Here is a 24,856-nt window from a genome sequence, read left to right on the forward strand (position 1 = left end):
CGTGTTCAAGGCCGCAGCCCAGGGTGGCGCGGCGCCGCTGGTGATCGTCGGTGTCGTCGCCAGCGGCATCGCCGCCTACTTCTACGTGCGGGTGATCGTGTCGATGTTCTTCACCGAGGCGACCGACGACACCCCGCACGTGGTGGCGCCGGGCATTCTGAGCAAGGCGGCGATCGCGGTGTGCGCCGCGGTCACCGTGGCGTTGGGCATCTTCCCGCAGCCGCTGCTCGACCTGGCCGATCGGGCCGCCCAACTGCTGCACTGAGTTCAGCTCAGGAACGGGCGCACGGCCAGCACGTAGACCGCCAGCGCCGCCAGCGGTGCGGCCAATGGCAACCACGGCAATTGCAGGGGGAATGCCGTCGCGACCAACCCGGCGAACGTAAAACCCACCGCGCCAACCACGGTCGGCCAGCTGCCCAGCACCGCCCCGGCCGACGCGCCGGCCGCGTGGCGGCACACGAGATACGCGGCGGCGCACAGCCCGGACAGCGCGACGAACACCAGCGGCGGGTCGGACAGCGCGATGGTGGCCACCACCAGCAACACGGCGAGCGTTGTGGCAGGGCGATATACCGCTCCCCCGGCCACCGCGATCAGGGCCGCCACCCACGCGGCAACCGCCGGCCCGTGCGAGCCGTCGGCGGCCAGACCCACCATCAGCAGACCGAACGCGACGGAGAACACCGGGGCCCACAGGCGCGGCACCGTGCCCGCCTCGCCGCTAGGCACGGAGCCGTCCCCGCACCCGCCGGCGGCGGTCCGGGAGCACACCCATGGATTGCTCCAATCCGCCGTCCTGATGCCACAACACGATGTCGACGCCGACGGTGGCCATGTCGCGGTACATGGCGGAACGCTGCAGCGCCCACATCCGATTCACCAGCGGATCCTGCTCGCCCTCGAAAGGAGTGCTGTCGAGGATGTCGACGGCGATGACGACGTGGCCGCGCCTGCGCAGATCGATCAGCGCGAGCGCGAATTCGGTATCCAGCAACGTCGAGAAGGCGATGACGATCGCGCCGGCGGGGACGGCCGCGCGGGGCGCCAAAGTGCCCGTGGTGTTTTCGAATCTGTCGCCGGCGCCGAGCACCGTGTCGAGGACCCGATAGAACTGGCGCTGCCCGATGTCGGCGCCCAGCCACCGCGGGTGGTTGCCGCCCAGGGCGACGATCCCGGCGCGATCACCGTGCCGCAGGGCGGTCTGCACCACTTGCGCGGCGCCGCGCACGACGCGCTCGGTGGCGGCGGTCGCCGGGCCCGCCGGTTGCCGATACGTGTCGATCAGCACCACCACGTCGGCGGCGCGGTCGGTCAGGCGCTGCGTGACATGCAGCTGGCCGCGGCGCGCGCTCACCGGCCAGTTCACCGCGCGCAGTTGGTCTCCCGGCACGTAGGGGCGGATGTCGGCATATTCGACCCCCGGGCCGACGTGCCGGGTGAGGTGGGCACCGAGGCGGTCGAGCAGCTCGGTCTGCGGGATGGGCGTCGACTGGGGCGGCGTCAGCGGAAACACGATGACTTCCGCGGCGTCGACCAGGGCCGTGCCGGACAGCAGCCCGCCCCGGGCGACCGCGTCGACCCGGGCCCGGATGGAGTAGCGGCCCCAGCGTTGCGCCGCGGCCGCAACCGTTTTGGCTTCCCTGAAGTCGGCATCGAGAACGTCGAGCTGCATGCCCTCGACGGGTGGCACCGTCACCTCGACCGCGGAGGTTCCCAAAGCGTGGCCCTCCTCCGTCGCCCAAATGCGCAACCGCGCCCGGTCGTCTTCGAAGCACCGCTGCGAATCCGGGTTGCCGTGCACGCGGACCGTCGGTACGGGTCGTTGCCAGCTGATCGAGCACAGCACCCCGAGCAGCGGCGCGGCGAACGCGATCAGCTGCCACCGCGCGCCGATCACCGCAGCCGCCAGCGCCAACCCCGCGCAGGTCGCGATGGCGCGCGTCAATGGCGATGCGCGCCAGCGGAACTCGACCTCGCGGCCGGTCACGCCGCACTCATCCGGAGCCACCCTGGCCGCCGGTACGCGGCACCGGCAGACGGCGCAGCAACTCACCGACGACGTCGGCGCCCTGAATCTTTCGCACCCACATCTCCGGGCGCAGGGTGATTCGGTGCGCGACGGCCGGGACGGCGAGCGCCTTGACGTCCTCGGGGATGACATAGTCGCGGCCGAGCAAAAGCGCACGGGCGCGGGCGAGTTGGACCAAGTCGAGTTCGGCACGCGGGCTGGCGCCCACCGCCACCTGGGGATGATGCCGGGTGGCGTTGGCCAGCGAGACAACGTAGTGCAGCACGTCTTCGTGCACCGTCACCTGCTCGACCGATTCCCGCATCGCGAGCAGGTCGTGCGCGTCCACGACCTGGTTGACGGTCGGCTCGTTCGACCCGCGATCGAGGCGGCGGCGCAGCATCGCGGTCTCGTCGCGCTCGGAGAGGTAACGCAGTTCCAGGCGGATCGCGAACCGGTCGAGCTGCGCTTCGGGCAGCGGATAGGTGCCCTCGTACTCGATCGGGTTGTCGGTCGCGAGGACGATGAATGGCTTTGGCAGCTGGTGTGTTTCGCCGTCGATGCTCACCTGGCCTTCGGCCATCGCTTCCAGCAGCGCCGCCTGCGTCTTGGGCGGCGTGCGGTTGATCTCGTCGGCGAGCAACAGGTTGGTGAAGATGGGTCCGGGCCGGAAGGCGAAACGGCCCGATTGCATGTCGTAAATGGTCGAGCCCAGCAGGTCCGCCGGCAGCAGGTCCGGCGTGAACTGCACGCGGGTGAACTGCAGACCCAGCGCGGCGGCGAACGACCTGGCGATCAGCGTCTTGCCCAGGCCGGGCAGGTCCTCGATCAGGACGTGGCCCCGCGCGAGCACCGCGGTGAGGATGAGCGTGAGCGCGGAACGCTTACCCACCACCACACGCTCGATCTCGTCGAGCACCGCCTCGCAGTGCGCTGTGGTTGTTGCCGCCGGCAGCGTCATACCTGTTCCAACTTTCGCAGAATCTCTTCCAGCGCCCCACGGCCGGGACCGGGTCGCCGGTCGCCGGTCGGTGCGACGTTGTTCGGATTAACCCATTCCCACAGTTCGCTCCCGAAGAGCATCTGACCGCTCGCCTGATACGCCGCGGGGTCTTTGGATCGCCTTTCGCCCGTTGCCAATTCGTATCGGCGCGCGAGCATGGGACGCAGGTGCCTATCCCAGTCGACCCGGGTGGACTCCGACCAACGGATCGTCGTCTCGGTGTTGGCCAGCCAGCGGCGCAACGAATCGCCGAGGTCGTCGGACTCCGCTTCGCCCTCGTTATGCATGCCGCGGCCCAGCACGCGACGGACTGTAAGCAACACCAGGGCGAGGGCACCACCGGAGGCGGCCAACACCAACCGTCGATCCTGAAGCATGAGCGCGAGCAGCTCGATCCCGACGATCAGGCAGATGCCAAGGGCCAGAGTCTTTTTCATGCTGGACTCCGGGATCTCAGTTCGTCGAGGACCAACTGGAGAACGCGCACCGCCACGTCGCGGTGGCCCTCGTTCATGACGTGCGGGCTGAAGCGCGCCTCGGCGAACAGGCTCACCAGTTGGACGGCGTTGTCGGCGTGCAGTGCATGATGCTCGACCGCCCGGGCCAACACCTCGGTCGGGGTGTCGAAGTCCTGCGGGGCGGCGCCGGGCACATTGGCGAGCTCGCGCTCCATCGCCGCATAACAGGCGATGATCGCCTCGCGCGGCTCGCGGCTGAGATCGGCCATCTCGGCCAGCCCGCGTTCGGCCGCGCGCGCCAGCGATTCCGAGCGGGTCGGCGGCGCCGGCGATCCCACGAAGTCATCGGCGACGGTGACCGGTGTCACCGCGCGCCCCCGGCGCCGCGACATGACGACCGTTCCGGTGGCGATGATCAACATCATCGGAACGGTCGCGGCGAGCAGGATGCCGAACATGTCCCCGTTCGGTGGATGTGGCCGCCGCGGCTCCTGCGCGTTGGGCTGTTCGGCCGACGGGGCGCCGGTCGCCGGCGGGCGTGGCGCCTGGCCGGCGCCGTGGGAGGACAACAGGCGGGACCCGGCCAGCACGATCAACAGCCAGGCGACGATCACGGCCAGCCCGATGAGCAAGACGCGCCAGCTCGGCCTGCCCCTGCCGGTGCCGAGCATCTCGGACAGCTGGCCGGCCTGCGGGGCCGCCGCGCGCGGGTCCCGCAGCCGCGCGATGACCGCGATCGCCACCAGCGTGAGCGCGCCCCCGAGGATCGCCACCACGAATATCAGCGCCGCACCTCCGCCGGCGGCTTCGCCGCGCGGCCCGTGGTGGGCGGCCGGCAGATACCCGCGCAGAGCGGCCGAGACGACGAGCAGCAGCACGATCAGGGCGACGACCCGCCCCGTGGCCTTGTCCACACCAGGCATTGGCACACCACTCGACCGGTTGGCTTTGCCTCATCCTGGCACGTCAGAGCGGGGGTTATCCACAGTCCGTGATCCATCCACAGATCTCGGTTAGGCGGCGATCATTCGAATACATGTTCGATAGCGTGGGGGGATGAGTCTTCGGATGGGCGCCGAACAGGCACGGGAGCGAATTGGCGCCGCTCTCGACGCGATCGACGCCGCCCACGACGCGCTGCGGGTGGTGTCCTCGGATGTCGTCGGCAACGAATTCCGGCTCGAGGTGGCCGAACGGCTGGAGACCCAGGAGCGCACCAACCGGGGGCTGATGTACCGGTTCTTCGCCGAAATCGCCGACCCGCCCGACGGTGGCGGGTTCGTGCCGGCGGTCCGCGACAAGCTGTGGGCGCGGCTGCGCATCACGCCCAACGAGATCACCCGCCGGTTCCGGCTCGGGGCCCGAATCCGCCCGCGGCGCTCGCTGACCGGGCCGCCCGTGCCCCCGGAGCTCCCGGAACTGGCGGCCGCGGTGGCGGCGGGTGCGGTCGGCGAGGACCACATTCGCGCGATCTGCGCGGCCGTGGACGTGCTCCCCGCGCGCGTGTCGCCCCTGGATGTGGCGGACGCCGAGCACACGCTGGTGCGGCATGCGACCAAACTCGACGCCGGGATCGTCGCCAAGCTCGGCCGGCGGATCGCCGACCACCTCAATCCCGACGGCCTCTTCAACGACGAGGATCGGGCCCGCCGCCGCCGATTGCACCTGGGCCCGCAGGGGCCCGACGGCATGTCGCGGCTGTCCGGGCTGCTCGACCCCGAGGCCCGCGCCTATTTCGAAGCCGTCGAAGGGGCCGTGCGGCCCGGACGCCACCAACCGGACTCGGCCGCCAACGACCCGGATGTGCGCGATCGGCGCACACCGGCGCAACGCTGCCATGACGCGTTCAAATGGGGCCTCGAAACCGCCGTCGCCTCCGGCGAGCTCGGGACGCACCGCGGCCACCCGGTCACGGTGGTCGTCACGACCACGTTGGCCGAACTCGACCGCGCCGCACACGCGGTCGTCGACTCGTCGGTTCCGATGCCCGGGCCGGCCCGAACGGGCGGCGATTCGAGACTGCCGATGCCAGACCTGATCCGGATGGCAGCCAAGGGGATTCACTATCTGGCGGTGTTCGACCAGCACACCAGCCGGCCGCTCTACCTGGGCCGCCAGAAACGCCTCGCCACCGCCGACCAGAGGCTCGTCTGCTACGCCCGCGACCGCGGTTGCACGCGGCCCGACTGCCTCGAACCCGGCTACCGCTGCGAAGTACACCACTGCCCGGACTGGGCGGACGGCGGCCAAACCGACGCGGACAAATTGTTCTTCGCCTGCGGTTGCCACCACGCCGCGGCGAGCCGGGACGAATGGCGCACCGAGGTCACCGACGACGGGCGGCTCGGCTGGACGGAGGGCAACGGGCCACCAGAGGTGAACCACGCTCACCATCCGGACGAGCTCTTGCGCGGCGACCCCGACCCACCGGAGGGACCCGAGTCGGGCGACTGAGCTGCTCGCCAAGCGGGACCCCCGGTGAGACACTCAGCGGGTGCCGCCGCATCGCGATGTCGCAGCGTTCGACGAACGCGCCGCCGGCTACGACCGTGGCTGGCGCGGCCGGCTGCACCACGAAATCGCCGATCGCACCGCGCACCTGGCCGTCGCGACCGTCACCGCTCCGGAGTACGTGCTCGACGTCGGATGCGGAACGGGCTACCTGTTGCGACTGCTGGCCCGCCGCTACCCGAACGCCAAACACCTCAGCGGGATCGACGCCGCCCCGCAGATGGTCGCCGTCGCAAGGACTCTCGCCCGCGACCCGCGGTTGAGCTTCAACCGCGGGGTGGCCGAAGAGATCAACTATGCCGACCGCGTCTTCGATCTGGTCGTCAGCACCACGTCATTCGATCACTGGTCCGACCAGCTGGCCGGGCTGACGGAGTGCGCGCGGGTGCTGCGGCCCGGCGGGCGCCTGGTGCTCGTCGACCAGTTCTCGCTGTGGCTGCTGCCGACCCTCGCCATCGGCCGTCGCGGCAAGGCCCGGACCCGGCGCCGCGCCGAACGCCTGCTGCTGCAGGCCGGATTCCGGTCCCCGAAATGGCAGCGCCTGCACGCCGTGATCATCAACGCCGTCACGGCGACCAAGCCCGCCTAGTCGAGCTGGAAAGGCCGGAAGCTGCCGTCGAGCACCTGCAGATGGCCGATGGTGCGCCCCGTGACCTTCTCCGGATCGACCAACGCCAATTCAACTGCCGCCCGGGCGAATTCGTCCGCCGCGGCGGTCTCATCGAAGTCGCGGGCGTAGTAGGCCAGCCCGGGAGTGAGGATCGGTTTCGACGGCGACAGGGCGTTGACCGCGATGTGGTGATCGGCCAGATCGTAAGCCGCGCACTGGGTCAGGTGCTCGAGCGCCGCCTTGGACCCGCCGTACCCCGGCAGCACCCCGCCGCCGCGGTCCGGATAAGGCCCGTCGCCGGGGATCCTCGACGCGACCGAGGTGATGTTGATGATCGCCCCGCCACCCGCTTCGATCATGTCGGGGCAGACCAGCTGCATCAGTTCGTAGGCGGCGAAGACGGCGATCTCGAAATGCCTGCGGTACGCGGAAAGCGGGATGCTGACGAACCCGGGCCACCCGGGTTTGGCGGCGCCGCTCGCCGACTTGACGGACTTGGCGCGCTGTCCGGCGCCGGGCGTCGGCGGGCGTCCGGGAGCGGTGAAGGCCGCATTGTTGACCAGAATCGTGATGGGGCCCAATGCTTCTCGTGCGCTGGTGACCAACCGGGCGATGTCGTCCCGGTCGGTCAGGTCGGCGCGGACCGCGACGGCGCGCCCGCCCGCCGCCTCGATGTCGGCGACCGTCTCGCCGATGGTGCCGGGCAGCCGCTCGTCCCACACCTGCTCGGTGCGCCCGGCCACCGCCACGGCGGCGCCGTCGGCCGCCAGGGCCAGTGCGATCGCCCGGCCCAGCCCGCGGCTGCCGCCCGTGACGATCGCGGTCCGCCCCGACAGGCGCCCCGTCATCGCGTCACCCCGTGCACCACGATGGCGGTCGTCTGCTCCACCCACGCATCGTCGAGCTCGTCCTCCGGGCGCAGCAGCATGCGCAGCATCGTCGCGCCTCCGATCAGCTCGATCAACCGGTCCGGGTCGACGTCGGGATGGGCTTCGCCCCGGTCGACCGCGTCACTCAGCCGCACCCGCACCGTCGCGAACAGGTCCGCGAAGCGGGACATCACCCGCGCGTTCAGCGCGGGATCGGCCGTCATATCGGCGACCAGCCCGGGCAGGGCGGCGCGGACGACCGGGGTGGTGAAGACGTCGCGGGTGGCCTCGATCATCATGCGGACGTCGGCGGCGAAATCCCCGGCCGGCGCCTCCAGCGCGGTCGGCGCCACCGGGAAGGCCGCCTCGTGCACCAACTCGGCCTTGCTCGACCACCGCCGGTACAGCGCGGATTTCGTGGTTCCCGCACGCTCGGCGACCGCCGCCAGGCTCAGGTTTGAATAGCCCATTTGGACAAGCAGTTCCGCGGTGGCCGATAGGATGGCCGAGTCGATACGCGGGTCCCGCGGGCGGCCGGCGCCGGGGGCCTTGTCAATGTCGGACGGGTCTGCTTTCATAACGCTACCTACCGTATCGTAATTGCCGAGCCCAGGTCTCAAAGGGAACGTCTCAAAGAGAACGAAGTCTCACAGAATGGAGGCACCCGTGGCCAACGAACCCGTGCTCGACAAGGTCGACCGACTTCAGCGCTCCAGCCGCGACGTCACGACGCTACCCGCCGTCATGTCGCAATGGCTGTCGACCGTCCTACCCGCCGGTGCGAACCCGGAGGTCACCGTCGAAAGCGGCGTCGACTCGACGGGGATGTCCTCGGAAACGATCATCCTGACCGCCCGCTGGCAGCAGGACGGCGAGCCTGTCGAGCAGAAGCTGGTGACCCGGGTCGCCCCCGCCCCCGAAGATGTGCAGGTCTTCCCCACCTATCGGCTTGACCACCAATTCGAGGTGATCCGAAAGGTCGGCGAAATCACCGACGTCCCGGTCCCGCCGGTGCGCTGGCTCGAGCCCACCGGCGAGGTGCTGGGCACGCCCTTTTTCGTCATGGACTACGTCGACGGGGTGGTGCCGCCCGACGTCATGCCCTACACGTTCGGCAACAACTGGTTCGCCGACGCCCCCGCCGAACGCCAGCGCGAACTGCAGGACGCGACCGTCGGGGTGCTGGCCAAGTTGCATTCAATCCCGGACGCCCAGAACACCTTTGGCTTCCTGTCCGACGGGCAAAACGGCGACACCGCGCTGCGCCGGCACTTCAACTGGGTGCGGTCCTGGTACGACTTCGCGGTGCCCGACATCGGCACCTCACCGCTGCTGGAGCGGACCTTCGCCTGGCTGGAGGAGCACTGGCCGGCCGAACAGGCCAGCCGCGAGCCCGTACTGCTCTGGGGCGACGCCCGGGTAGGCAACGTGCTTTACCGCGACTTCTCCCCGGTGGCGGTGCTGGACTGGGAAATGGTCACGCTCGGACCGCGCGAGCTCGACGTGGCGTGGATGATCTACGCCCACATGGTTTTTCAAGAATTGACCGGCCTGGCCGGGCTGCCCGGACTGCCGGAGGTGATGCGTGAGGAAGACGTCCGCGCCACCTACCAGCGGCTGACCGGCGTGGAGGTCGGCGACCTGCGCTGGTTCTACGTCTACTCGGGTGTCATGTGGGCCTGCGTGTTCATGCGCACCGGCGCGCGCCGGGTGCACTTCGGCGAAACAGAGAAGCCCGACGATGTCGAATCGCTGTTCTACCACGCCGGATTGATGAAGCGTTTGATCGGAGAGGATCAGTAATGCTCGGACCGCTCGACGAGTTCCCCGTACATCAGATCCCGCAGCCGATCGCGTGGCCGGGCTCCTCGGACCGCAACTTCTACGACCGCTCCTACTTCAACGCCCACGACCGCACCGGAGACATCTTCGTCATCAGCGGCATCGGCTACTACCCCAACCTCGGTGTCAAGGACGCGTTCTTCCTCGTCCGGCGCGGGGACACCCAGACCGCGGTGCACCTGTCCGACGCGATCGACCAGGACCGGCTGAACCAGAAGGTCAACGGCTATCGGATCGAGGTCGTCGAGCCGCTGCACAAGCTGCGGCTGGTCCTTGACGAAACCGAGGGCATCGCGGCCGATCTCACCTGGGAGGGGCTGTTCGACGTCGTGCAGGAGCAGCCGCACCTGATGCGGTCCGGCAACCGGGTGACCCTGGACGCCCAGCGGTTCGCCCAGCTGGGCAGCTGGAGCGGTCGCATCGCCATCGACGGCGAGGAGATCGCCGTCGACCCCGCGACCTGGCTCGGCAGCCGCGACCGGTCCTGGGGCATCAGGCCGATCGGCGAACCGGAGCCCGCCGGGCGACCCGCGGACCCGCCGTTCGAGGGCATGTGGTGGCTCTACGTGCCGATGGCGTTCGAGGAGTTCGCCATCGTGCTCATCATCCAGGAAGCGCCCGACGGCTTCCGCTCGCTCAACGATTGCACCCGGATCTGGCGCGACGGCCGCGTCGAGCAGCTGGGCTGGCCGCGGGTGAAGATCCACTACCGGTCCGGCACCCGCATCCCGACCGGGGCGACGATCGACGCCACCGCCCCCGACGGCACGCCGGTCCACTTCGACGTGGAGTCCAAGCTGCCGGTGCCCATCCACGTCGGCGGCGGCTACGGCGGCGACTCGGACTGGCTGCACGGCACGTGGAAGGGTGAGAAGTTCGTCGAACGGTTGACCTACGACATGACCGACCCGGGGATCGTCGCGCGGTCGGGTTTCGGCGTCATCGACCACGTCGGCCGGGCGGTGTGCCGCGACGGCGAGCGCGAGCCGGTGGAGGGTTGGGGACTCTACGAGCACGGCGCGCTGGGCCGCCACGACCCGTCGGGATTCGCCGACTGGCTGACGGTCGCCCCCTAGGCAGCCCGCGAACGTCGACTTGTCGGAGATTTTCGGGCCATCTCGCGCAACAAGTCGACGTTCGTGGGTGTCGGGCATTCGCCCTACGAAATCGCAAGAATTGCGGTTGACTGTTCCCCGTGCCAAATCCGCCGTGGATCGTCGACGTTGTCGTGGTCGGTGCAGGATTCGCGGGGCTTGCCGCGGCGCGCGAGCTGGCCCGCCAGGGTCATGACGTCGTGGTCTTCGAAGGCCGCGACCGCGTCGGCGGTCGGTCCTTCACCGGCAGCGTGGCCGGGTTGCCCGCCGATCTGGGCGGCACTTTTGTCGGACCCACCCAGGACGCGGTGTTGGCGTTGGCCGCCGAGCTCGACGTCCCGACCACTCCTACCCATCACGACGGCAAGAACGTCATCCATTGGCGCGGCTGGACGCACTCTTACCGCGGCACCATTCCCAAACTCTCGCTGACCGGGCTGCTCGACATCGGCCGATTGCGTTGGCAATTCGACCGGATCGCCCGCAGCATCCCGCTCGACGCCCCGTGGGACGCGCGTCGGGCGTCCGAGCTCGACGACGTCTCGCTCGGCGGCTGGCTGCGCTCGGTGCGTGCCACCGCGTCGTCGCGTGACCTGCTGGCGATCGTGTCCCGGGTGACCTGGGGGTGCGAGCCCGACGACGTCTCGATGCTGCACGCGGCCCGCTACACGCACGCCGCCGGCGGCCTGGACCGGCTGCTCGACGTCGAAAACGGCGCCCAGCAGGACCGTTTTCCGGGCGGCACCCAGCAGATCGCCGAGGCCGCGGCGGCCGAGCTGGGCACCCGCGTGGTGCTGGGCGCGCCGGTCCGCCGCATCGACCGGCACGGCGCGGGGGTCACGGTCACCACCGACGTCGGCCAGGCCGAGGCCGGATTCGTGGTGGTCGCGGTCCCGCCCGCCCACCGCGCGTCGATCGAGTTCGCTCCCCCACTGCCCGCCGAGTATCACCAACTCGCGCGGCATTGGCCGCAGGGCCAGCTCAGCAAGGCCTATGCGGCCTACTCCACACCCTTCTGGCGGGCCGACGGCTTCTCCGGGCAGGCGCTGTCCGACACCGGACCGGTGTTCATCACCTTCGACGTCAGTCCGCACGCCGACGGGCCCGGCATCCTGATGGGGTTCGTCGACGCGCGCGAGTTCGACGAGCTGGCCCCCGAGCAACGTCGGCACGCGGCGTTGAGCGGCTTCGCCAGGTTGTTCGGCGACAACGCGCTCAAACCGCTCGACTACGTCGACCACCGTTGGGGCGCAGAGCAGTTCGCGCCCGGCGGTCCCACCGCGGCGGTTCCTCCGGGTTCGTGGACCCGATTCGGGCCGTTCCTGCGCGAGCCCGTCGGCCCGATTCACTGGGCCGGCACCGAGACGGCGGACGAATGGACGGGATTCCTCGACGGCGCCGTGCGGTCCGGCCAGCGGGCGGCCGCCGAGATCACCGCCCTGTTATGAACTGATCCGCACGTCCGGGATCACCGATTCGGCGAGCGCCCGCAAATGCCGATTCACCTCGCGCGGGTGTTCCAGCATCGAGCAGTGGCCGCCGGGCAGCTCGACCAGGCCGACGACGTTGGGCGCCGTGCCCGCGATCCGGCGGGCCTGGCTGATCGGGGTCAGCCGGTCGCGTTCGCTGCCGATGACCAGCGTCGGGACCGTCAAACCGTCCAGCTCCAGGTAGCGCGACCCCAAGGCGGCGACCAGCATCCTGGCGCAGCCGGCGCGCCCCGCGGGTGACGTCTGTTCGAAGAACTGGTGCACGATCCTGGCGATGCCCGGGTCGGCCTCCTTGCCCACCGCCAGCATGCCGACCAGATAGCGGCTCGGAATCCGGGCGGCGGTCGGGATCGGGAACCCGCCGAACGCGTGGATCAGCGCGCGGGCGGCGGCGACTCGCGCGGGTGACAGCCCGTGCGGCACCGACAGCAATTGCACCTTGCGGACCAGATCCCCGGTGGTGGTGTTGATCAGCGCGACGGCGTCCGCGCGGCGGCGAACCATGTGCCGGTACCGCGCCGACCACGCGGCGATGGTGATGCCACCCATCGAATGCCCGGCCAGCACGGCGCGCTCGTGCGGCGCCAGCGTCGCATCCAGCACCGAATTCAGATCGGAGGCAAGGTGTTTCAGGCTGTAGCCGTCGCGGCGGGGCATACCGCTGCGCCCATGGCCGCGGTGGTCGAAGGCGATCACGCGGTAGTCGTTGGCCAGGTCCGCGATCTGGTATGCCCAGGCCCGGATGGCGCACGTGATGCCGTGCGTCAGGACGATGGGGTAGCCGTCGGCGGGCCCGAAGACCTCGGCGTGCAGGCGGGTGCCGTCGGTGGCCCGGACGCTCACGGTCTGGCTGGGGGGCAACACGTCGGGATAGGGGTCGATCACGCGAGCCGATCGCCGAGCACTCATCGCCGCTCCCCCATTCAACTCGGCCTCGTCGCCGCAGTTAAGGACTGTCGCAAGTTTATCCCCCACGTCCGTTCGGATTCGGTAAATCCGGCAAACCGTTTCTCGTATGAGACGCTAACACCCGTGTACCCGATGTCCCGTCGGGAATTCATCGCGGCGACCACCGGTGTGGTGGGCGGCGGACTGATGGCCGCGTGCGCCCCACGGCGTCCGCCGCCCGCGCGGCCGCCCCCACCGGACACCCGGTCGATCCTTGTCGTCGGGGCCGGGATGGCCGGCCTGTCCGCCGCTCGTGTCCTCGCCGACGCGGGATGGCCGGTGCGGGTGATCGAGGCCCGCGACCGCATCGGCGGCCGCATCCACACCGACCGCGATTGGGGCGCACCGCTGGAGATGGGAGCGTCGTGGATCCACGGCACGGCGGACAACCCGTTGCTGGAGCTGGCGCGGCGGGCGCAGGCTCAGCTGGTCACGACCGACTATTACGGCTGGGCCAAGCTGGTCGTCGATCCCAAACTCCCACCGCTGGACTATGACCCGACGCCGTGGCGCGCGTTCGTGGAGCGGGCGCGTTACCAAGTCGACGCTGGCAGCCTGGCGGCCGCCGTCAACGCGGCGGCCGTCTCCGAGGGCCTTTCGGCCGCGGACCGCGCCCAGCTGGCCTTCTACCTGACCACCGAGATCGAGGACGAATTCGCCGCCGACGCGGATCAACTGTCCACCATCACTTTTGACGAGGGCGATTACACCGGCGGCGATCAGGACGTCATCACGAACGGCTATGACGCGCTGCCGAGGCTCCTCGCCGGCGGGCTTCAGGTCGAGTTGAACACACCGGTGACCGGAATCGCGCAGCGCGACGACTCCGTCACCGTTCGCGCGAAAGATCGGTCGTTCCAGGGCCCCGCCGTGATCGTCACCGTCCCGCTCGGCGTGCTGAAAGCCCGTGCCATTACGTTCGATCCGCCCTTGCCGAGCCGCCACAGCCACGCGGTGGACGCCCTGGGGTTCGGGGTGCTGTCCAAGAGTTTCTTCCGCTTCGACCGGCGCGGCTGGACGGTGGACAACGCCTTCTATCAGTACCTCGCCGCCGACAGCGGCACGTGGGCGCAATGGTTCACGCTGCCCGCCGCCGCGGGGCCAATCGTGTTGGCGTTCAACGCCGGCGGGCGCGGCCGGGCCGTGGAGTCCTCGGCCCCACAGGATCTGATCGCCACCGCGAGGCCCATCACCCGCCGCCTGTTCGGCGACGCCGCGCCCGTGGAGGTCAAGACATCGGATTGGAGCGCCGACCCGTATGCGCGCGGAGCCTACTCCTTTCATGCGCCCGGCTCCGGCCTCGACGACCGGCGCCGGTTGCAAGAACCGGTCGGCGACCGGCTTTATCTGGCCGGGGAGGCGGTCGGCGTCAACAACCCGGCGACGGTGCACGGCGCCATGGCCAGCGGTCGCTACGCCGCTGACCAGTTGATGCGCCGATTGGGCCGCTAGGACGCGAGCCCGCGGAGTCGCGTCGCCGTGTCGTGCTGCGGCTCGTGCTGCCGGGCCGGGCCCGATACCAGCCGCCGGCGGGCCGTGGTCGCGCCTTCGATGTGCGCCAGGGCGGCATCGACCGAGTCGGCAATGGGCAGGCGGTGTTCGGGCAGCACCCGCGTGAGCCGGCGCAGCGCCGCGCCGCTGACGATGCAGCAGCGCAGCTGGGCTTGCCGATGCTCCTCGTTGAGGGCGAGCAGCGCTCGAAGGCCCGAACCGGCAAGGAAATCCAGGCCGGTGAGGTCGAGGACAAGCGGGGCCCTGAGCCGAGAAAAGCGCCGAATCGCCTCGGCGATCAGGTCCGTGTTGGCCGCATCGATTTCTCCCTCGACGCGTAAGACCGTGGCGGTGCTGCGGGCGTGAACGTGGATTTGCACTCCGGCGCAATCGATTTGGTAGCGGCTACGGGGCTCCCCGAGCAGCTCGGGCGTATGTCGATCGGGTGTACGTAGATCGGGTGAAGCAGTCATGTGAATGTGCGCCCTTCAGGCTTGATAAGGCAGGGCGAGCGACGACGGTGTCCGTTTGGCGCCCGTTGATAACGGCAGCTGGGGACTCAACCTGACCCAAGCCTACCGGCAATGGCGACCGGCGGTGCTCATAACCGGCCACCCGCCCTCGGCCGCGCGACCCGGATTCGCCTTCAACCAGGCGTTTTCACCTACGGCTCGCCGTGCGAAAAACATCGTTCGGCGCGTCGGCTTGGGACCTGGCGATTCAAAGCGGACCGCGGATCTGACCTGCGGCTCAGCGGCGTGTCGCGATCACGACCCCGCGGTCAGGTGCCGGAGGGTGGTGTGCGGGCTCTGACCGTAGGTCTGCCGGTACAGCACCGCGAATCGGCCGGTGTGCGCGAAACCCCATCGCTGGGCGATCTCCGTGACGGTGGCGTGGGATGGCGTGGCGGCCAATAAGTCTTGATGGGCCCGGCTGAGGCGGACGCGGCGGATGTATTCCGTTGGGGTGCTGCCGAGTTGGCGGCGGAAGAGGTATTGCACCGCCCTGGGCGTGAGGTGCACCGCGGCCGCGACGTCGTTGATGCTGACGTCCCCGCCGGCGTGTCGATGGATGAAAGCCACTGCGTCCTTGAGGGTTTCGGGCAGTGCGGGCTCATTGGCCAGGTCCAGCTCCGTGACGTTGGACGGGTAACATTCCAGCAGCGCGCCGGCCAGCAACGGGGCCAGCCCCGCGACCACGAGTGGCTGGTCAGCTGTGTCCGGTCCGGCCAGGGTCAAGGCGACGTAATCCAGCGCCCGGTGCCACGCCCGCACGGCGGCGCGCGAACGCGGGCGCCAATCCGAAAAATGAATCTGCCGGGCTGGCGGGGCACCCCAGTCCGCGGCGACCTTGTGCAGCACGTCGGCGGCCAGGCTGACCACATCGAACCGGGCGCCGTTGCACTGCAACACGCACGGCATGCCTTGGGCGACCAGCACCGGGAAATCCACCGTCGCGGGCGGCCCCCCGGCGACGCTCATCGAGCCCCCGCGGGGCTGGATCACGATGATGCTTTCGGAGGCCACAATCTCCAGCGAGACGCGGCCCTGGATCATCACGTCGTCGACCGTCGCGGCGCCCGCTTCGCACCGCCGATGGGAGACGGCCGACCGGCTCGTGAGTCCGGCGATGCGCCAGGCGGGGTGGTAGGCGCCGGCCAGGAACTGCCGCGCGGCCCGCGGATCGACGGTGCGGAACTGGTCGCGCCGAAGTGCCGAGCCCGGATCCCGGGCTTGCCGCACAGCATCGCCCATGCGGCTGGGGTCGGTTTGGTCCGTAACGGGCAGTCGGCCGACCGCGCCGGCCACCTCACCGGGGCCGGTGTTGTCGGTAACGCTCGTCAAGGCGGTCATAGTCGGCGCTCCCCCAGGGTGTTGCGCGCTGCCCTCATTGCATCACCGGATGCCCGATGACTGCAAGCGTTGCGGCATCCAAGTTGTGGAACCCGCCCGTTGGTAGATGTTAAGGCAGTCGAGCGCGATCCGGTCCCAGGCATATCGAGACAGCGCACGACTGCGACCGGCAGAACCCATGCTCATACACTGAAACCTCTGCGCGAGAAGGCTTCTCAACGCGGCTGGCAACTGGGTGGGAGTTTCCGGGCGCAGCACGAGGCCGGTGACGTTGTCCACCACGGCGTCCCTGAGCACGCCGACGCCGTAGGCCACCACCACCACGCCGCAGGCCATCGCCTGTAGCACCGCGGTGGCGCGTGGAGGTTGTCGCGGGGTGCAGGCGACCACATCGGCGGACCGCAGCAGCATCGCCAGTCGATCGCCGGAAACGGTGCCCGCAAACCGGACCCGGTCGGACACCCCCAACCCGGCGCCGAGAAGTTGTAGTTTGAGCCGCGCCTCGTCGCACTCACGATTCGAGGCTTCCGTCTCCGCCAGCACCAGTTCCGTGCCCGGGACCCTGGCCAGCGCCCTGATGACAATGTCGAAGCCGTTGCACGGCTTGGGGTTCGGCGCAAGGCACACAATGCGATGCAGGTCGGTGCGGGCCTGCGCCGGGCCGCTCGAGTTGTATCGCTCGACGTCCACCCCGCTTGTCAAAGCGGATACGCGGGCCCGGCTGCGGCGCAGCCTGGCGAGCGCGTCGACGTCGTCGGAGCTCTCACCGGTGACCCAGTTGGCGCTGCGAGCCAACAGCGGTTCGACGCGGAGCCGTTCGCCCTCCGCCGGCGCGCCCATGGGCGAGGGCGCCGCGCCCGCGGTGGCCAGGCCCAGGAAACTCTGGACGGCCGGCACCCCTTGGCGCCGTGCGGCCAGCTGGGCGGCCAAACCGCCCAGCCACCCGTACGCGTGCACGACGTCGGGCGCCTCAGCGGACCACTCGTCTGCGAGCGCCCCCGCCCAGTCGCCGACGTAGGGCAGCACGTCCAGGTCCGAATTCGTCGACCGCGGCCCGACGGAGATCGACACTGTGCGGTGGCCGCAAGTTCCGATCCCCGCGGGCCGCCGTCGGTTCTGCCGGACGAACCTGGTGACGGCATTTCCGCGGGCCGCCAGTGCGGCGGACAGTTCCTGCGGGTCGTCACCGACAATGTCGTCGCCGCTGACGATCGCAATCCTCACTTCAACCCCGTTGCGTCGCCCATGGCGTGATGGCGTACCCGGCCCCATACCGGCGAAACCGTGGCGGCGCGGGGCTTCGCCTGAAGCGCCGCCGTTTCGCATGGCGGATAGCCGCGGTGGGGCGGGATCGTTCGCCGGACTGTGGTGTGGTCGTCGATTTGGAAGACTGAAAGGGTGGCCAGCGACCCGCATCGGCCCGCCGTCGAACTGGTAGTCCTGTTGTCGTCGGCGGGGGGGTTGGACGCGCTCTCGACGGTCCTCGGTGATCTGCCGGGCGATTTCCCGGCCGCCATCGTCGTGCAGCAGCACCTCGGCGCCCACGACAGCGTCCTCCCGGCGATCCTTCGGCGGCAGACCGCACAGCAAGTCTGTTGGGCCCACGACGGGCGGCCCCTTTGCCCGGGTCAGGCGGTGGTCTGTCCGCCGGGGATGCACCTTGAACTGACGCCGGACGGCTGCTGTCGCCTGCGCCCGATCAGGGATCTGGGCGTGCGCCGCTTCGACGTGCTGCTGCGGTCGGTCGCCGCCTCGTACGGACCGCGCAGCGTCGCGGTGGTGTTGTCGGGCTCCGGGCAGGACGGGGCCGCGGGTACCTCCGCGATGAAGCGGGCCGGCGCCATCGTCATCGCGGAGAGTCCGGAGACGGCCCTGTACACGTCGATGCCCGTGGCGGCGGCGCGCGCCGGCGCCGACCTCGTGCTGCCGATCCACCAGATCGGCCGCGTGCTGACCGGCATCGTCGAGGGAGCGCCGCTGCCCGAACCGCCGCCGCACCACGGTGGCGACCGGTGCGGGGCGGAGGACGTCGGCGAACTGCCCGAACTCCGGCGCAGCGACCTGGTGAACACCGCGGCGGGCCGGGCCGACCTGGCGCGCGAACGCGCCGAAGAGCTCAGCCGTCGACGCAGGGACCTATCCGCCGGACTCGGCGCCACCACCGAATCGGTGGCGATGGCGCGACGCAGGGCCGCGGAGTCGCGGCGGCGCGCGCAGTTGGCGCACCAGGCGGCCGAGGAAGCGGCCGCGCGGTGGGGCCACTGACGCGGCTAGCTCACGACCTCCATGAGCAACAGGGCGCCCCCGACCGTGCCCTCACCCGACCGGAACGACGTGCACGTGACGCGCACCCGGGTCGGGCGCCCCCGGCGGTTGATCGCGTCGACTTCCGTCTCACCGGAACTGTCGGCGTCGACGAACGCATTGCCGATCAAGGACCGCACGCTGTCCAGGGGCAGGCCGATGTCCAGGGCGGTCAGCCGGGTTCCCACCGCCTCCTCGGACCGCAGGCCCCACAGCTCTTCGCACCCGCGGTTCCACAGGATCACCTTCATCTCGCGATCCACCACCACCATGCCCATCTGGACCGAGTCGACCAGCGAATCGAGGAAGACCTTCGCCTCGTCGAGTTCGAGGCTGCGTTCCCGCAACATGTCGTTGATGGTGTGCAGTTCGTCGTTGGTGGACTGCAGCTCCTCGTTCATCGTCTCGAGCTCTTCGTTGGTGGACTGCAGCTCCTCGTTGGTGGTCTCCAATTCCTCCACGGTGGACTGCAATTCCTCGTTGGTGGTCTCCAGTTCCTCGTTGGTGGACTGCAACTCCTCGTACGCCACTTCCAGCTGGCGATTGGTCTGGACCACCTTGTCCAGCAGCGCGCGCGTCGCGCTGACGTCGAAGAACACGATCGACACGCCCAGCAGCCCGTTCTCGGCGTCGACCAGCGGATTGACGTGGATCTCGAACCAAACGGTCTCGGCGCCCGGTCGCTGCCACTTGACGTCTTGGATGCGCGCCGAGCGCCGCTCCACCTTGGCCTGCTCCAGATAGGCGCGCAGCTCGACCGGGCGGTAGGAGACTTCGAGGTCGCGCAGCAGCCGGCCGATGTCGCGGGCCGAGAGCCCGAACAGCGCCTCGGCCTGCTGGTTGATCATCGCGACGGTGTCCTCGCCGGTGATCACGATCTGGGCCACCGGGCTGGCGCGGAAAGCCAAGTCACGCACCGTCGTCAGGCCCGTGAGGTCGACGTTGCGTTCGTAGAACGCACCGGCGGGGTCGTAGCGCTCGACCCCGCTGTGGCTTCCGACCGCCTTGCGGAAGATGCGGTGCTTGAGGTTCAGCGGCGTGAACCGGTCGCCGTGGCTGAGCAACATCTCGGCGTGCCCGAGGAACAGCGTGCCCTGCGGTGCGAGCGCAAAGTGCAAGCGGCCCAGGACGTTTCGCTGAGTCTCGGCGTTGAGGTACATGAGCGTATTGCGGCACACCAGCAGGTCGACGCGGGAGATGGGCGCATCCTTGACCAGATCGTTGCGGCCGAAGATCACCGCGCGGCGCAACTCCTTCTGAAACACGTAGCGGCCGTTGACCTGTTCGAAATAGCGCGCCAGGAGATCGGGCGGCACCGACTCGACGGCCTTGGCGTCATAGGACGCCGCCCGCGCCTCGGTCAGCGCGTCCTCATCGATGTCGGTGGCGTAGATCTTGACCCGTTGCCGGAAACCCTCGGCGCCCAGCGCCTCGGCCAGCAGCATGGCCAGCGTGTAGGCCTCCTCGCCGGAGGCGCATCCCGCGCTCCACACCCGAATCGGATCGCCGGGACCACGCTCGGCCAGCATCCGCGGAATGACCTCGGAAGCGATGTACTCCCACGCGTCCGGGTCGCGAAAGAAGGCGGTGACGTTGATCAGGATGGTGTTGAACAGGGCCGCGAATTCGTCCGAACTGGCCTGCAGAAAGTCGAGGTATTCCTCGAATGTGCTGTAGCCCGCCTGATCCATTCGGTGGCGGACCCGGCGCATCAGCGACGTGCGCTTGTACCCCGTGAAGTCGAAGCCCCGCGAATCGCGCATGTAGCGCAGCAGGGCCTCGAAAGCCTCGTCAGTCGTGCCGTCCATTCAAGTCCCGTCCGCATCGAGCCTGGCCGAAGGACTTGAACACTACTCGCGGTCGTCAGAATCGATCGTCGTGACCGACCATCGCCCAGACGGTCTTGCCGGACGAGGTGGGGGTGGCGCCCCACGTCCGGCACAGCGCGGAAACGATGGCCAGACCGGACACGGTTTCCGCGCCGCGCCGGCCGTCCTCGTGCCGGACCGGCAACTGGTCGCTGGCGTCCTGTACGGCGACGGTGACGGCCTCGCGATGGCTTTCGACGATTAGCACCGGGGCACTCTCGGTGTGGTGGAGCACGTTTTCGATGAAGACGGTGGCCACGGTGGTCGCGATGGGAATCACCGCGCGCCGGTCCCATTCGGTGAGCCAGTCGGTGACGACGGTTCGGGCCATCCCCAGGGTGCCGTCCGAACGGGGCAGCTCGGTGCGCGCGCGGCGCCTGATCTGCAGCGCCCGGCCGCGCACGGCATCCAGCGCCAGCTCGCGGCTCGCGTGGACGGGCACGTAGCGGGCCACCCCGACCCCGATGATCGCCCGCCGGACGGACGGTTCCGCGGACACGAGCAGGATGGGTACGTCGGGCCAGGTGCTGACGTGCCAGCGAGCGCTGGTGAAAACGGTCCAGGCAGAGGCCGTCGGCACGGTGAGCCGGTCGACGTCGACGATGACCGCGCGGGGCTCGTCCAGCGCGGCCTTGATCACGATGTCGCGCAGGCCGCGATACGTGGAGCTGTCCAGCACGCCGTCCGCCACCAGGATCGGCATGTCCTGTTGTTCTTCGGCGGCGATGCGGATGGCCGACTCAGTCACCGCCATCACCGCCGTGCGGAGCGGTGGCCGACAACCGGTCGCTGAGCACCGCCAGCGCCCGTTCGGTTTCTTCGGCGAGGCCGCTGTAACGCATCTTCAGGGGACCGGGTCCAGCCTTGTCCGCCAATTGCCGCGCCAATCGGGCCTTCTCCTGCAGGCTGCGCAGCGCCACCCACAGCGCGCCGTCGACCTCGGTGTCCCGCGCGGCCAGCAGCGCGTCGGCCGTCCAGGCGTGCCCCACCTGGCAGCGGAAGTTGCCTTCGCTGATGGACACCAGGGAGCCGTTGCAGTCCGGGCAGGTGTACCCGGACGGGGTGCCGAGCTGTTGGGTGTCGAAGTCGGTCGAAAACCGCGACATCATGGCGATCCGGTTTTCGAGCTCCATCGCGGCGTCGCGTTCCATGTTGGGGTCCTTGGTCTTCTGGTGCGACAGCTCTTTGAGGACCGCGCCGATGTCGGCGGCCGCCGCATCATGATCCAGCACGCCGGCGTCGCGCGCGTTGGCCGGCATGGCGGGGAACAACGCGTCGTCGGGTGATTGGCCGATGGTGGTACCGCCGCGGGACCGAATGGCACCCAGGCCGAGCACACCGTCGTCGAGCACGCCCGAGAGCACGACTCCGATCGCGCGGGGCCCGAATGCCAGGGCGACCGAGCGGAACAGCGCGTTGATCGCCGGCCGGTGCCCGTTCTCGGTCGGGCCCTGCGAGAGGACCACGCGGTGGTCGGCAGCCAGCAGATGTCGATCGGGCGGGGCGACGTAAATTCGCGCGGGTTCGAGTTTGGCGCCGTCCTCCGCGGTGACGGCCAGCAACGGCCCGCTGCGGTCGACGATGCGAGCCAACACGCTCGGCGCGCCGGCGGGAATGTGCAGGGTCACCAGGTAGGCGTACGGCACATCGGCGGACAAACCCGCCGCCAGCTTCGACAGCGCCTCCACTCCCCCCGCGGAGGCGCCGATCGCCACCACGCCACGCAAGCCGCCGGATTCGTCAGTCATCACTTTCGACTACCCGCATCAATAGTAGGTATTCAACTCCGCAGTAGGTATTCAACTCCGCGCGGGATAGCTGTCGGGGATTCGCAGACCTGGGTTTTCACCGCGGCCGCGGCGGGCACCCTGAGTTGTCTGGTCGCGGACAGGAGGGTGAATCATGCCGAACTCGTCGATCAAGAACGAAAAGTTGTACAAGGACCTGCGCAAGCAGGGTGACTCCAAGGAAAAGGCGGCCCGCATCTCCAACGCGGCCGCCGCGCGGGGCAAGTCCTCGGTTTCGCGCAAGGGCGGGAAGTCCGGGTCGTATCAGGACTGGACCGTCCCACAGTTGAGGAAGCGGGCGAAAGAGCTTGGCATGTCAGGGTATTCGAACCTGACGAAGGACAAGCTGGTAGCCAAGCTGCGCAATCACTGAGTGAGGCCGAGCCGCTCGGCCAGCACCAGGAAGGCGACCGCGTAATCGTTGCCGGCGGTGCGCGCCCGGATCCGCTCCCAGTCCAGCTGCTCGCGGACGGCGCGCACGGCCGGCAGCAGCCTGGCGAAGTCGCAGTAGTGCTCGCCCAGGGCGCGAAGTTGCTGGACGAGCACCATCGTCGGCGGTAGCACGGGCATCCTGACGGCGAGCACGTCGTGCTGCTCGGCGCAGTCCAGCGTGGACGACTCCACCCGCACGCCGTTGAGGCGGTGCAGCACATCCACCACCGTGTCGCCGGTGCGCGCCTTGAAAAGCCAATCCTCCGGGGGACGCTCGATGGCGAAGCCCGCATTGCGCAGCGTCGCGACGGCGTCCTCCACGTCCGACTCGGCCACCACCAGGTCCACGTCATGGGTGGGCTCCGGCGCACCGTAGGCCCACAACGCGTAGCTGCCCGCCAGCGCGAAGCGGGGGCCGTTCTCCTTCAGCGCCGACGCGGCGCCGCGCAGCGCTTCCCGCAGCTGCATGCTGGAAGCGGGTGCGTCGACGTGGGTCTCGATCGGTCCCATGGTGCCCAAGTCATACCCGGCCGACGGCCAGTGCAACCTGCGCTAACGCGGCCGGAGATTGGTAAGCCCGTTTAATCTGCCCCCAATTGGGAAAATCTTTCGAGGTGTCAACCGCTTGGCTCGGCGCCTACGAAGCCGCCGCCGTCGTAATCCCCGCCTGCAACGAGCGGGCGAAGCTGCCGGCCTGCCTGCGCGCCGTCCTCACCGCCGCCCTGTGCGCCCCCATCCCGGTCACCGTCGTTGTGGTGCTTGACGACTGCGACGACGGCAGTGCCGAGTTGGCCGGCGAGTACGGGCCCGATGTGCACTTCATCAGCGTCGAGGCGCACAACGTCGGCACGGCGCGGGCGGTCGGGTTCGGTTACGCGCGGTCGCTGGTCGGGGACCCCGACCGGTGCTGGTACGCCACCACCGATGCGGATAGCAGAGTCGACCCCGACTGGCTGGTGCACCAACTCCGGGCGCGGGCCGACATGGTGCTGGGCGTGGTGCGAGTCACCGACTGGCGCCACCACGGCGCCGAAGTCGTCAACCGCTATTTGCAGTCCTACCAAGCGAACCCGCTTTACCGGCGCGACCAACACGACCACATACACGGCGCCAACATGGGTTTCAGCGCACGGGCCTACTGGCGCGTCGGCGGCTTTCGCACGCTCGCCTCCGGCGAGGATTCCGACCTGGTCGAGCGGTTCGAGGCCGCCGGCTACCGCGTTCACCGCGACACCGAACTCTCCGTCATCACGTCGGCGCGAACCCAGGCTCGGGCGCCACACGGGTTCGCTCACCACCTCAGGCAACTGGGGAGATCGGCGGCGGGTGATTGCGCGTGACGGCGGGACTGGTCAGGCATTGGCTGGAGTCGGAACGACTCGAGCTCCCACTGCCCGCCTCCGGGCGCACCGCCGAGCGCTGGCAACGGCTCTCGTCGCTGGCCGAAGAGAACATCGTGGCGGCCAGGGTCGCCGAAGCGCACGTCGATGCGGTCGCGATTCTTCACGAGTTGGGCGGTAAGCCACCGGAATCCGGCCAACTGTGGGGAGTTTGGGCCGCGGAGTCCCCGGACGCGGTGCTCACCGCCACCGACACCCACGGTGCATTCACACTCGCGGGCACCAAGGTGTGGTGCTCGGGCGCCGGGTTCTGCACCCACGCTCTGGTGACCGCCCGGCTGGAGGACGGCACGCGGGGGTTGTTCGCCGTCCAGGTGACTGACGGGAGCGTGAAACCGCTGCCCAGCACCTGGTGGAACGCCGGCATGGCCGGCAGCGATACGCGGCCCGTGCAGTTCACCAACACCCACGCCGTCGCGGTCGGCGACCCCGGCGACTACCTGGACCGGCCCGGGTTCTGGCACGGCGCGATCGGGGTGGCCGCCTGTTGGCTCGGGGGCGCACGCCGCGTCGCAGATCCGCTATACCGTTGCGCTAAGAGCGAATCCGCCGATGCCTATTCGCTGGCCCATCTCGGCGCCGTCGACGCCGCGCTGGCCGCCGGCGACGCGATGCTGGCCGCCGCGGCGGCGCAGGTCGACGCCGACCCGTTCGACCGTACCGGCACCGCTCAACTGCTGGCCCGTCGCGTGCGCACGGTGGTGGAGCACGCGGTCGATGAAGCCATCACCCGCACCGGCCGCGCCTTGGGCCCGGGGCCACTCTGCCAGGATGGTCGGCACGCCCAACGGGTCGCCGACCTGAGCATCTACATTCGGCAAAGCCACGCCGAGCGCGACCTCGCCGAGCTCGGGCGGCTCGCGGGCAGCCAGCGTTGAGGACGCC

General features: G+C 69.5%; 25 protein-coding genes and 1 pseudogene. 11 read left to right on the forward strand and 15 right to left on the reverse strand.

Going from position 1 to position 24,856, the window contains the following annotated elements:
* Positions 1 to 265, forward strand: a pseudogene (locus A9X03_RS15030) (NADH-quinone oxidoreductase subunit N); the annotation flags it as partial.
* 2 nt (positions 266 to 267) lie between these two features.
* Here A9X03_RS15030 and A9X03_RS15035 read toward each other — a convergent pair.
* From A9X03_RS15035 to A9X03_RS15055, 5 genes are all read right to left on the reverse strand, one after another.
* On the reverse strand, positions 268 to 660 hold the full coding sequence (locus A9X03_RS15035) for a hypothetical protein (protein WP_231972878.1): 393 nt from the start codon (positions 658 to 660) through the stop codon (positions 268 to 270).
* A 64-nt stretch (positions 661 to 724) separates the two neighbouring features.
* Positions 725 to 1,990 carry a DUF58 domain-containing protein gene (locus tag A9X03_RS15040; RefSeq protein WP_067760307.1) on the reverse strand — a complete coding sequence of 422 codons (1,266 nt, stop codon included), beginning with the start codon at positions 1,988 to 1,990 and terminating at the stop codon, positions 725 to 727.
* Between the two features lie 7 nt (positions 1,991 to 1,997).
* On the reverse strand, positions 1,998 to 2,972 hold the full coding sequence (locus tag A9X03_RS15045) for a MoxR family ATPase (protein ID WP_067760305.1): 975 nt from the start codon (positions 2,970 to 2,972) through the stop codon (positions 1,998 to 2,000).
* Positions 2,969 to 3,451, reverse strand: a complete 483-nt coding sequence (locus A9X03_RS15050) for a hypothetical protein (protein ID WP_067760303.1) — start codon at positions 3,449 to 3,451, stop codon at positions 2,969 to 2,971. Before A9X03_RS15050 ends, A9X03_RS15045 begins: the two co-directional genes overlap by 4 nt.
* Entirely contained in the window at positions 3,448 to 4,395 is a 948-nt protein-coding gene (locus tag A9X03_RS15055; RefSeq protein ID WP_068261692.1) for a DUF4129 domain-containing protein, read from the reverse strand. The genes A9X03_RS15050 and A9X03_RS15055 overlap by 4 nt, the downstream gene beginning before the upstream one ends.
* A gap of 145 nt (positions 4,396 to 4,540) precedes the next feature.
* On the opposite strand from A9X03_RS15055, the gene A9X03_RS15060 reads away from it, so the two are divergent.
* Positions 4,541 to 5,926 (forward strand): 13E12 repeat family protein, encoded by a 1,386-nt coding sequence (locus tag A9X03_RS15060; protein ID WP_369807446.1) that lies wholly within the window; start codon positions 4,541 to 4,543, stop codon positions 5,924 to 5,926.
* Between the two features lie 40 nt (positions 5,927 to 5,966).
* On the forward strand, positions 5,967 to 6,572 hold the full coding sequence (locus A9X03_RS15065; protein ID WP_067760297.1) for a class I SAM-dependent methyltransferase: 606 nt from the start codon (positions 5,967 to 5,969) through the stop codon (positions 6,570 to 6,572).
* On the opposite strand, the gene A9X03_RS15070 is transcribed toward A9X03_RS15065, so the two are convergent.
* Complete coding sequence (locus A9X03_RS15070) at positions 6,569 to 7,441, reverse strand: SDR family NAD(P)-dependent oxidoreductase (RefSeq protein ID WP_067887229.1); 873 nt, start codon at positions 7,439 to 7,441, stop codon at positions 6,569 to 6,571. The two genes, A9X03_RS15065 and A9X03_RS15070, sit on opposite strands and share 4 nt — an antisense overlap.
* The gene (locus A9X03_RS15075) at positions 7,438 to 8,040 is read right to left on the reverse strand and encodes a TetR/AcrR family transcriptional regulator (RefSeq protein WP_067761046.1); all 603 of its coding nucleotides are present in this window, start codon (positions 8,038 to 8,040) and stop codon (positions 7,438 to 7,440) included. The genes A9X03_RS15070 and A9X03_RS15075 overlap by 4 nt, the downstream gene beginning before the upstream one ends.
* Before the next feature lie 88 nt (positions 8,041 to 8,128).
* On the opposite strand from A9X03_RS15075, the gene A9X03_RS15080 reads away from it, so the two are divergent.
* From A9X03_RS15080 to A9X03_RS15090, 3 genes are all read left to right on the forward strand, one after another.
* Positions 8,129 to 9,265, forward strand: a complete 1,137-nt coding sequence (locus tag A9X03_RS15080; RefSeq protein ID WP_067761163.1) for a phosphotransferase family protein — start codon at positions 8,129 to 8,131, stop codon at positions 9,263 to 9,265.
* Positions 9,265 to 10,380, forward strand: coding sequence for a hypothetical protein (locus A9X03_RS15085; protein WP_067761048.1), 1,116 nt, complete (start codon positions 9,265 to 9,267; stop codon positions 10,378 to 10,380). The genes A9X03_RS15080 and A9X03_RS15085 overlap by 1 nt, the downstream gene beginning before the upstream one ends.
* Before the next feature lie 119 nt (positions 10,381 to 10,499).
* Complete coding sequence (locus tag A9X03_RS15090; protein WP_068261695.1) at positions 10,500 to 11,846, forward strand: flavin monoamine oxidase family protein; 1,347 nt, start codon at positions 10,500 to 10,502, stop codon at positions 11,844 to 11,846.
* Here the strand turns inward: A9X03_RS15090 and A9X03_RS15095 are convergent.
* Positions 11,841 to 12,797, reverse strand: coding sequence for an alpha/beta fold hydrolase (locus A9X03_RS15095; RefSeq protein WP_067761051.1), 957 nt, complete (start codon positions 12,795 to 12,797; stop codon positions 11,841 to 11,843). The two genes, A9X03_RS15090 and A9X03_RS15095, sit on opposite strands and share 6 nt — an antisense overlap.
* 132 nt (positions 12,798 to 12,929) lie before the next feature.
* Here A9X03_RS15095 and A9X03_RS15100 point away from each other — a divergent pair, with 132 nt between their 5' ends.
* A complete protein-coding gene (locus A9X03_RS15100) occupies positions 12,930 to 14,288 on the forward strand; it encodes an NAD(P)/FAD-dependent oxidoreductase (RefSeq protein WP_067761165.1) in 1,359 nt (452 codons plus the stop codon).
* Here A9X03_RS15100 and A9X03_RS15105 read toward each other — a convergent pair.
* The 3 genes from A9X03_RS15105 to A9X03_RS15115 form a co-directional block, all read right to left on the reverse strand.
* The gene (locus tag A9X03_RS15105; RefSeq protein WP_197696088.1) at positions 14,285 to 14,707 is read right to left on the reverse strand and encodes an STAS domain-containing protein; all 423 of its coding nucleotides are present in this window, start codon (positions 14,705 to 14,707) and stop codon (positions 14,285 to 14,287) included. The two genes, A9X03_RS15100 and A9X03_RS15105, sit on opposite strands and share 4 nt — an antisense overlap.
* Positions 14,708 to 15,094: 387 nt before the next feature.
* Positions 15,095 to 16,081, reverse strand: coding sequence for a helix-turn-helix transcriptional regulator (locus tag A9X03_RS15110; RefSeq protein ID WP_231972888.1), 987 nt, complete (start codon positions 16,079 to 16,081; stop codon positions 15,095 to 15,097).
* A gap of 141 nt (positions 16,082 to 16,222) precedes the next feature.
* Positions 16,223 to 17,404 carry a glycosyltransferase gene (locus A9X03_RS15115; protein WP_067761055.1) on the reverse strand — a complete coding sequence of 394 codons (1,182 nt, stop codon included), beginning with the start codon at positions 17,402 to 17,404 and terminating at the stop codon, positions 16,223 to 16,225.
* A 174-nt stretch (positions 17,405 to 17,578) separates the two neighbouring features.
* Between A9X03_RS15115 and A9X03_RS15120 the strand changes: the two genes are divergently transcribed.
* A complete protein-coding gene (locus A9X03_RS15120; RefSeq protein WP_082950252.1) occupies positions 17,579 to 18,445 on the forward strand; it encodes a chemotaxis protein CheB in 867 nt (288 codons plus the stop codon).
* 5 nt (positions 18,446 to 18,450) lie between these two features.
* Here the strand turns inward: A9X03_RS15120 and A9X03_RS15125 are convergent, their stop codons facing one another.
* Genes A9X03_RS15125 through A9X03_RS15135 form a run of 3 tightly spaced genes read right to left on the reverse strand, consistent with a single transcriptional unit; the run spans position 18,451 to position 22,100 of the window.
* Positions 18,451 to 20,292: a CheR family methyltransferase gene (locus tag A9X03_RS15125; protein ID WP_067761056.1), complete on the reverse strand. Its 1,842-nt coding sequence runs from the start codon at positions 20,290 to 20,292 to the stop codon at positions 18,451 to 18,453.
* Between the two features lie 55 nt (positions 20,293 to 20,347).
* The gene (locus A9X03_RS15130; protein WP_067761057.1) at positions 20,348 to 21,106 is read right to left on the reverse strand and encodes an STAS domain-containing protein; all 759 of its coding nucleotides are present in this window, start codon (positions 21,104 to 21,106) and stop codon (positions 20,348 to 20,350) included.
* Complete coding sequence (locus A9X03_RS15135; protein ID WP_068261698.1) at positions 21,093 to 22,100, reverse strand: chemotaxis protein CheB; 1,008 nt, start codon at positions 22,098 to 22,100, stop codon at positions 21,093 to 21,095. The genes A9X03_RS15130 and A9X03_RS15135 overlap by 14 nt, the downstream gene beginning before the upstream one ends.
* A gap of 154 nt (positions 22,101 to 22,254) precedes the next feature.
* On the opposite strand from A9X03_RS15135, the gene A9X03_RS15140 reads away from it, so the two are divergent.
* Positions 22,255 to 22,512: a Rho termination factor gene (locus A9X03_RS15140; RefSeq protein ID WP_067761060.1), complete on the forward strand. Its 258-nt coding sequence runs from the start codon at positions 22,255 to 22,257 to the stop codon at positions 22,510 to 22,512.
* On the opposite strand, the gene A9X03_RS15145 is transcribed toward A9X03_RS15140, so the two are convergent.
* Positions 22,506 to 23,081 carry a nucleotidyltransferase family protein gene (locus A9X03_RS15145; protein ID WP_067887217.1) on the reverse strand — a complete coding sequence of 192 codons (576 nt, stop codon included), beginning with the start codon at positions 23,079 to 23,081 and terminating at the stop codon, positions 22,506 to 22,508. The genes A9X03_RS15140 and A9X03_RS15145 overlap by 7 nt on opposite strands.
* A gap of 104 nt (positions 23,082 to 23,185) precedes the next feature.
* Here A9X03_RS15145 and A9X03_RS15150 point away from each other — a divergent pair, with 104 nt between their 5' ends.
* Complete coding sequence (locus tag A9X03_RS15150) at positions 23,186 to 23,911, forward strand: glycosyltransferase family 2 protein (RefSeq protein WP_067761066.1); 726 nt, start codon at positions 23,186 to 23,188, stop codon at positions 23,909 to 23,911.
* The gene (locus tag A9X03_RS15155; protein WP_067761068.1) at positions 23,908 to 24,849 is read left to right on the forward strand and encodes an acyl-CoA dehydrogenase; all 942 of its coding nucleotides are present in this window, start codon (positions 23,908 to 23,910) and stop codon (positions 24,847 to 24,849) included. Before A9X03_RS15150 ends, A9X03_RS15155 begins: the two co-directional genes overlap by 4 nt.
* Positions 24,850 to 24,856 lie beyond the last annotated feature (7 nt).

Origin of the sequence: Mycobacterium sp. E1715 (assembly GCF_001667625.1) — a bacterium.
Classification (GTDB): domain Bacteria; phylum Actinomycetota; class Actinomycetes; order Mycobacteriales; family Mycobacteriaceae; genus Mycobacterium.

Excerpts from the sequence above, each read along its gene's own strand:
- A9X03_RS15060 (WP_369807446.1), top strand. The coding sequence starts at position 4,541 with ATGGGCGCCGAACAGGCACGGGAGCGAATTGGCGCCGCTCTCGACGCG.
- A9X03_RS15070 (WP_067887229.1), bottom strand. The coding sequence starts at position 7,441 with ATGACGGGGCGCCTGTCGGGGCGGACCGCGATCGTCACGGGCGGCAGC.
- A9X03_RS15100 (WP_067761165.1), top strand. The coding sequence starts at position 12,930 with ATGTCCCGTCGGGAATTCATCGCGGCGACCACCGGTGTGGTGGGCGGC.
- A9X03_RS15135 (WP_068261698.1), bottom strand. The coding sequence starts at position 22,100 with ATGACTGACGAATCCGGCGGCTTGCGTGGCGTGGTGGCGATCGGCGCC.
- A9X03_RS15035 (WP_231972878.1), bottom strand. The coding sequence starts at position 660 with ATGGTGGGTCTGGCCGCCGACGGCTCGCACGGGCCGGCGGTTGCCGCG.
- A9X03_RS15110 (WP_231972888.1), bottom strand. The coding sequence starts at position 16,081 with ATGGGCGATGCTGTGCGGCAAGCCCGGGATCCGGGCTCGGCACTTCGG.
- A9X03_RS15095 (WP_067761051.1), bottom strand. The coding sequence starts at position 12,797 with ATGAGTGCTCGGCGATCGGCTCGCGTGATCGACCCCTATCCCGACGTG.
- A9X03_RS15075 (WP_067761046.1), bottom strand. The coding sequence starts at position 8,040 with ATGAAAGCAGACCCGTCCGACATTGACAAGGCCCCCGGCGCCGGCCGC.
- A9X03_RS15130 (WP_067761057.1), bottom strand. The coding sequence starts at position 21,106 with ATGGCGGTGACTGAGTCGGCCATCCGCATCGCCGCCGAAGAACAACAG.
- A9X03_RS15145 (WP_067887217.1), bottom strand. The coding sequence starts at position 23,081 with ATGGGACCGATCGAGACCCACGTCGACGCACCCGCTTCCAGCATGCAG.
- A9X03_RS15055 (WP_068261692.1), bottom strand. The coding sequence starts at position 4,395 with ATGCCTGGTGTGGACAAGGCCACGGGGCGGGTCGTCGCCCTGATCGTG.
- A9X03_RS15045 (WP_067760305.1), bottom strand. The coding sequence starts at position 2,972 with ATGACGCTGCCGGCGGCAACAACCACAGCGCACTGCGAGGCGGTGCTC.
- A9X03_RS15085 (WP_067761048.1), top strand. The coding sequence starts at position 9,265 with ATGCTCGGACCGCTCGACGAGTTCCCCGTACATCAGATCCCGCAGCCG.
- A9X03_RS15125 (WP_067761056.1), bottom strand. The coding sequence starts at position 20,292 with ATGGACGGCACGACTGACGAGGCTTTCGAGGCCCTGCTGCGCTACATG.
- A9X03_RS15140 (WP_067761060.1), top strand. The coding sequence starts at position 22,255 with ATGCCGAACTCGTCGATCAAGAACGAAAAGTTGTACAAGGACCTGCGC.
- A9X03_RS15050 (WP_067760303.1), bottom strand. The coding sequence starts at position 3,451 with ATGAAAAAGACTCTGGCCCTTGGCATCTGCCTGATCGTCGGGATCGAG.